This window comes from Methylibium sp. T29-B, assembly GCF_000576225.1.
Classification (GTDB): Bacteria; Pseudomonadota; Gammaproteobacteria; order Burkholderiales; family Burkholderiaceae_C; genus Methylibium; species Methylibium petroleiphilum.
The window spans coordinates 1-6,694 of record NZ_AZSN01000181.1 but is presented as its reverse complement, the minus strand read 5'-3'; the positions used below and the strand labels follow the sequence as shown (position 1 = coordinate 6,694).

Below are 6,694 nucleotides of genomic sequence, written 5' to 3'. Positions count from 1 at the left end.
CTGGGCGGCCGGGCCGTGGGCTCGGTCGCGGCCGGCGCACTGCCGGTGCTCCGAGCGCATGCGCCGTGGCTGCAGGAGCGCGACGATGGCGTGCTGAGCACCGCGCTGCGCGACGAGGCGCTCGATGCCGCCTTCGCCGTCACGCATGCGGCACTGCGCGAGCGCGGCCTGATCACCGGCTGGCGCAACGAAACCTATGCCGTCGTGCCGGCCTGGGGCGCGCCGGTGCTGGCGCGGATCGAGCGCGCGGCGGCGCGCTTCTGGGGCACGCTGACCTTCGGCGCGCATGCCAACGGCTACGTCGCCGGGCCCGACGGCCGCCCGAGCCACCTGTGGATCGCACAGCGCTCGCCGCACAAGCCCACCGACCCCGGCAAGTTCGACAACCTGATCGGCGGTGGCGTGCCGCACGGCCAGACGCCGTTCGAGACGCTGGTGCGCGAAGGCTGGGAAGAGGCGGGCCTGGCCGCCGACCTCGTGCGCCGGGCCACGCGCGGCCGGGTCATCGACCTGCAGCGGGCGCTGCCCGACTGCGCCGGCCACGGCCTGCAGCGCGAGCAGCTGTTCGTCTACGACCTGGCGCTGCCGCCCGGCGTGCAGCCGTGCAACCAGGACGGCGAGGTCGCCTCGCTGCAATTGCTGCCGGTGGCCGAGGCGCTGGCACTGGCGGGCGGCGACACGATGACGGTCGATGCCGCGCTGGCGACGCTGGATTTCGCGCTGCGCTGGCGACTCCTCGGGGAGCGCGAGCATGCCGCGCTCACGGCGCGCACGGCCGGGCTGTTCGGCCCAATGCCGGACTGAGCGCACGTGGAGCGCTCGTCCATGGCGCCTCAGAACTCGAACAGCGTGAGCCCCAGCCCCAGGCTGGTCTGACGGAAGTTGTAGTCGAGCAGGGTCTCGCCGTAGCCGCTGAACAGCTGCACGTACCAGCGCAACGCGCGCGGGCTGCCGGGCTCGACCGGGAAGGTCCAGTCGAACTGCACGGCGCCGCGCCGCAGGTCGCGGAAGTTGGTACGCCACAGCAGCGCGGCGGTCGCTCGGCCGGGGGTCCAGTTCAGCGTCACGTCGCCGCGACCGCGGTAGCTGGTGAGATCGGGGTTGTCGTCGTCATCGGCGTTCTCGCGCACGCGCCGGTTCAGGCGCAGCGCGATCGAGACGTCCTCGCGCTCGAAGCCGGCGCCCGCGTAGACGCGGTTCCAGCTGCGCGACAGCGGCTTGGTCTGGCCGTTGGACTGGTGGGCGAAGGCCAGCATGCCGTAGCGCCACTGCCAGCCCCACGGCAGCGCCCGCAGACCCTCGGGCACCGGCACCACGTACATCACCTCGGGTTCGTAGTCGCTGCTGCGGAAGGGGGCGGAATCGCCCTTGTTATAGAGCTGCCAGAGCGACTGCTGCGTATAGCCGACCCAGAGGTCGGCGTCGGGCAGCAGCACGCTCTGCGCGATCTTGGTCCGCAGCGAGAGCTGGAACTTGGCCTCCACGCGCTTGTAGTCGCCGAGTTCGGCCGTGCGGTCCGGGCTGGGGCTGGACGGACGGGTGTTCAGGCGCGTGGTCACGTGCACCGGCAGCAGGAAGTTGGGTCGGTAGCCGGTGAAGTTGAAGGTGCCGCGCTTGTCGGCGCGGTCGAGTTCCCAGTACTTGGACAGGAAGCTCGGTGCCGGAGTCGGCGGACCCTGCAGGCCGTTGCCGCCCACTTCCGGTGCCGGCCGGGCGACCACGTCGGGCGTGCGGCCGGCCGGCACCACCGGCACCGGCGGCGCCTCGCGGCCGGCCAGCCGGTCGTAGCAGGCCAGCCGCAGGCCGTCGTCGGTGAGCGCCGCGCAATCGGCCAGCGCGGGCGCCGCTGCCTCCTGCGCCGACACGACAGCCCAGGGCCAGGCCAGCAGCAGGACGGAGAGGGCGGTCGACTTCATGGGCAGTGGCCAGGCGGCTCGGGTCGGGGAGGCCGGCCGATTCTGCGGGACGGCAGCGATCCGGGCAGGGGCACGGGGGCTTGGCGCATCAAACTCTTGCATTTTTTTGAAGTAACGCGACAAGCCCTGTGAACTTGCGGGCCCCAAACAATCACTACAGTGCGTGCACTTCGACGCCCCGATTCCTGCATGAGCCTGCCGACCGTCAGCCCCCACTACTCCGCCCCCGCGATCGCGCTGCACTGGCTGCTGGCGCTGGCCATCCTGGGCAGCATGGGCCTGGCTGGTACATGAGCGACCTGCCGTTCTCGCCGCAGCGCCTGAAGTTCTACAACTGGCACAAGTGGGCCGGCATCACGATCCTGGCGCTGTCGCTGCTGCGCCTGCTGTGGCGCCTGACGCACCGCCCGCCGGCGCTGCCGGCACCGATCGCCACCGCGATGCCGTCATGGCAGCTGCGGACCTACCACGCCACCCACCACCTGATGTACCTGCTGTTCTTCGCGGTGCCGCTGGTCGGCTGGGCCTACAGCTCGATGGCCGGCTTCCCGATCGTGTGGTTCGGCGTGCTGCCGCTGCCCGACTTCGTGCCGGTCGACAAGGAACTGGCCAAGCTGGTGAAGCCGGTCCACGCGATCCTGGCCTACACGCTGCTGGCGCTGGTGGTGCTGCACGTGGCGGCCGCCCTGAAGCACCAGTTCGTCGACCGCGACGGCCTGCTGGACCGCATGCGGCCGCGCCGCGCCTGATGGATCGATCGATTTCCGAGGACCCCGCATGAGAAGACGCTTCACGCTCCCCCTGATGTTGCTGGCCGTCGCCGGCGTGGTGGCCGCCGCCCCGGCGCATGCGCAGGCCCCCACCGCGAAGTTGCTGCCGGCGCAGAGCGAGATCGGCTTCGTCAGCAAGCAGATGGGCGTGCCGGTGCAGGGCCAGTTCAAGAAGTTCGACGCCCAGGTCGCCTTCGACCCGAAGCAGCCCGCGAACGGCAAGATCGCCTTCGCGATCGACACCGGCAGCGCCACCATCGGCGACCGCGACACCGATGCGAGATGAAGAAGGGCGACTGGTTCGACACGGCCAAGTTCCCGCAGGCCACCTTCCAGTCCACCGCGATCAAGGCGCTGGGCGGCGGCAAGTTCGAGGTGACCGGCAAGCTCGCGATCAAGGGCAGCAGCCGCGACGTGCTGGTGCCGGTCACGCTCACCCAGGCCGGCGGCACCAGCACCGCCACCGGCGCCTTCGCCATCAAGCGCCTGGAGTTCAAGATCGGCGCCGGCGACTGGGGCGACACCTCGATGGTCGCCGACGAAGTGCAGGTGAAGTTCAAGCTCGCGCTGACCGGCGTGGGCGCGCTCTGACCGGCGCGGCCCCGGCGCCGTTTTCCTCCCTCCCGTTTCCCAACCCCACTCTCCAGGACCCCCGCATGAGCATGAAGAAGCCCTTCCTCGCCGCCGCCACCGCTGCCGCCCTCGCCTGCCTCGCCGGTGGCGCGCAGGCCCAGAGCGCGAGCTACGCGATCGACCCCGGCCACACCTTCGTGACCTTCGAGGTGCTGCACTTCGGCACCTCCACCGCACGCGGCCGCTTTGACAAGAAGGAAGGCACGGTGCAGTTCGACCGCGCCGGCAAGACCGGCAAGGTGGAGATCAGCATCGACACCGCGTCGATCAACACCGGCGTCGCGGCCTTCGACAACCACCTGCGCAACGCCGACTTCTTCAACGCGGCGATGTTCCCGACCGCCAAGTTCGTCTCCGACAAGTTCGTCTTCAGCGGCGACAAGGTCAGTGAAGTGAGCGGCACGCTGACGCTGCTGGACAAGAGCCAGCCGGTCACGCTGAAGGCGGCCAACTTCAACTGCTACGAGAACCCGCGCCTCAAGCGCGAGGTCTGCGGCGGCGACTTCGAGACCACCTTGCAGCGCAGCCAGTTCGGCATGAACTACGGCCTGCCCAACATTCCCGACAGCGTGCGCCTGACGGTGCAGATCGAGGCGGTGAAGCAGTAAGAGTCAGCATGGCCGTCGGGGGCCGTGCGCGGCCCCCACCCAGGCCCCCCGCCGCATGCGCGCCCTCCCCGCTGCCTCCCTGACGCTCGCCCTGTCGAGCCTGGCCCTTGCCGCCACGCCGGCGGCGGCCGAACCGGCGCGCTACACCCTCGACCCGGCGCACAGCTGGGTGCAGTTCGAGCTGTCGCACTTCGGCACCTCGACGATCCGCGGGCGGCTGGGCCCGGCCGAGGGCAGCGTGAGCCTGGACCCCGGGGCGGGCCGCGGCGAGATCGGCGTGACGATCCCGATGGCCTCGGTGAGCACCGGCCTCGCGGCGTTCGACAAGCACCTGCGCGACGCCGAGCTGCTGTCGACCACCGAGCACCCGACCGCCTGGTTCGTCTCGCGCGACCTGCGCTTCGACGCCGGCCGGCTCACCGAACTGCGCGGCGAGCTGACGCTGCGCGGCGTGAGCCGCGGCCTGACCCTCACCGCGACGCGCTACGCCTGCCACCGCCACCCGGTGCTGCAGCGCGAGGTCTGCGGCGGCGACTTCGAGGGCCGCATCCGGCGCAGCGACTTCGGCATCGACTACGGCCTGCCCTTCGTGCGGGACGAGGTGACGCTGCGGGTGCAGGTGGAAGGCGTGCGCAGCGACCCGGCGCCCTGAACCGGGCCGGCCCCGCTCGGGGGCGATCCCCCTCGACGGTGGGAGGGCCGAAGTCGCACACTCGCGAGAACATCGCGACCGCGCCGCGCACCCTGCGCCGCGCGCCTGCCCTGCTCCTGCGAGGACCTCCGCCATGACCACCTCTGCCCCCTCCTTCCGCGGCCCGCGTCGGCCGCTCGTTCCGTTCGCCACCGCGCTGGCCCTGTGCGCCGGCGTGGCCGGCGCTCAGCAGCCTGCCCCCAAGGGGCCGTCCAAGCCGCCGGTCGCGCAGGCCTGGATCGACGTCGCCACCTTCAGCGGCCTGGGGGCCGGCCTCGGCGGCCTGGGCGGCGGCGGCGGCAACAATCCGCTGTCGGCGCTGGGTGGCCTGTTCGGCGTGGGCGGAGGCGCCACCGTGCCCTTCCTGTCGACGCAGTCCGGCGGCAGCGGCGGCCGCTACATGGACGTCACGCTCGCGACGCGCGCCAACCCACAGCTCGCTGAGGGCACGCAGGCGCTGCCGGCCGGGCTGCAGCTCGGCCCGGCAATCAAGCTGCTGTCGCCGAAGGACGCGAAGCCGGTACCTGGCGACGACGGCGACGAGCGCGTCGAGGAGCCGTCCGAGAAGCCCAAGGGCCGGCTGCTGCTGTACTGGGGCTGCGGCGACACCGTGCGCGCCGGCCAGCCGCGCGTGCTCGACGTCGCCAAGCTCAAGCCCGAGGACGTGGCCAAGTTCTTCATCTCGCGCCGCGCCACGCAGCGCGGCGCGCACAGCGCCACCGGCCGGCCGCACTGGCCCAACCCGAGCGAGGGCAAGCGCGTGCCCGACGGCGGCTCGCTGGTCGGCGAGCACGAGTTCAAGGGCCAGGGCGTGCCCGAAGGCTTCAAGTTCGCGATCCCGGCGGCCAACGACCTGATGCCGGCGCTGACGCTCACCACTGCCGACAAGGCCGGCGCCACCGCGCTGGAGTGGAACGCGCTGCCGACCGCGCGCGGCTATTTCGCCGGGGCCTTCGCCGGCAGGGGCGAGCAGGCCGACGGCGCCAGCGAGATGGTGATCTGGACCTCGAGCGAGCTGCCCGACACCGGCTTCGGCCTGTTCGACTACCAGACCAATCCGGCCGTCGAGCGCTGGGTCAAGGAGCGCGTGCTGCTCGCACCGACCACCACCCGCTGCACCGTGCCCAAGGGCGTGCTGCCGGCCGAGGGCTCGTTCCTGCGGCTTATCGCCTACGGCCCCGAGTTGAACCTCGCGCACCCGCCGCGCCCGGCCGACCCCAAGGCGGTGTGGGAGCCGCAGTGGGCGGTGAAGCTGCGCGTCAAGTCGATGACCACCGCGATGCCCGGCATGCCCTCGATGGGCGACGTGATGAAGGGCGAGGGCGGCACCGCGCCCGGCACGCCGCCGGCCGAGGAGAAGAAGCCCGGCGCACTCGATCTGCTGCGCGGCGTGCTCGGCCGCTGAGCGCCGCCGTCAGAATGGGGGCATGGATGCCCACGCCCCTGCTCCGGACCCGGCGCGCCTGCGCGCACTGATCGACTGGCTCGAACACGGCCTGCTCGAACGCGAGGCCGCCGTGCGACTCGCGCTGCTGGCTGCGCTGGCCGGCGAGCACGTGCTGCTGGTCGGCCCGCCCGGCACGGCCAAGAGCGCGCTGGCGCGGCGGCTGCAGCACGCCTTCGAGGGCGCACGCTGGTTCGAGCGGCTGCTGACGCGCTTCTCGGTCCCGGAAGAACTGTTCGGACCGCTGTCGCTGAAGGCGCTGGAGGACGACCGCTACGAGCGCCTGACCGAGGGCTACCTGCCACCGCCGGCATCGCCTTCCTCGACGAGGTGTTCAAGGCCAACTCGGCGATCCTCAACGCACTGCTGACCCTGCTGAACGAACGCGAGTTCGACAACGGCTGCGAGCGCATGCAGACGCCGCTGGTGTGCGTGGTCGGCGCCACCAACGAGGTGCCGGCCGACGAATCGCTGCAGGCCTTCTACGACCGCTTCCTGCTGCGCGTTCCGGTGCAGCCGGTCAGCGACGCCGGCTTCGCCGCGCTGCTGGGGCTGGACGACAGTGCGCCGGGCGGCCTGCGGCCGATCACGCCCGCCGAGCGGGCCGCGATCACGGCCGCGCGTGACGCGGT

The 6,694-nt window shown here is 71.8% G+C and carries 5 protein-coding genes and 3 pseudogenes; 7 read left to right on the top strand and 1 reads right to left on the bottom strand.

All coding sequences use genetic code 11. The annotated features are described in order from the left end of the window. Positions 1-804 (top strand): NUDIX hydrolase family protein (locus Y694_RS18825; RefSeq protein WP_081782277.1); only part of this gene is annotated, 804 nt, incomplete at its 5' end. A gap of 29 nt (positions 805-833) precedes the next feature. On the opposite strand, the gene Y694_RS18820 is transcribed toward Y694_RS18825, so the two are convergent. Next, on the bottom strand, positions 834-1,916 hold the full coding sequence (locus Y694_RS18820) for a phospholipase A (RefSeq protein ID WP_011831078.1): 1,083 nt from the start codon (positions 1,914-1,916) through the stop codon (positions 834-836). A gap of 189 nt (positions 1,917-2,105) precedes the next feature. Here Y694_RS18820 and Y694_RS18815 point away from each other — a divergent pair. The 6 genes and pseudogenes from Y694_RS18815 to Y694_RS18790 all read left to right on the top strand — a co-directional run. After that, positions 2,106-2,665, top strand: a pseudogene (locus Y694_RS18815) (cytochrome b). 28 nt (positions 2,666-2,693) lie between these two features. After that, positions 2,694-3,277 (top strand): annotated as a pseudogene (locus tag Y694_RS18810) (YceI family protein). Between the two features lie 71 nt (positions 3,278-3,348). Then, positions 3,349-3,927: a YceI family protein gene (locus tag Y694_RS18805; protein WP_036235284.1), complete on the top strand. Its 579-nt coding sequence runs from the start codon at positions 3,349-3,351 to the stop codon at positions 3,925-3,927. Between the two features lie 55 nt (positions 3,928-3,982). Then, positions 3,983-4,579, top strand: coding sequence for a YceI family protein (locus Y694_RS18800; protein WP_036235280.1), 597 nt, complete (start codon positions 3,983-3,985; stop codon positions 4,577-4,579). Between the two features lie 133 nt (positions 4,580-4,712). Beyond that, a complete protein-coding gene (locus Y694_RS18795) occupies positions 4,713-6,023 on the top strand; it encodes a hypothetical protein (protein ID WP_051495895.1) in 1,311 nt (436 codons plus the stop codon). Positions 6,024-6,045: 22 nt separating this feature from the next. After that, positions 6,046-6,694 (top strand): annotated as a pseudogene (locus tag Y694_RS18790) (AAA family ATPase); the annotation flags it as partial.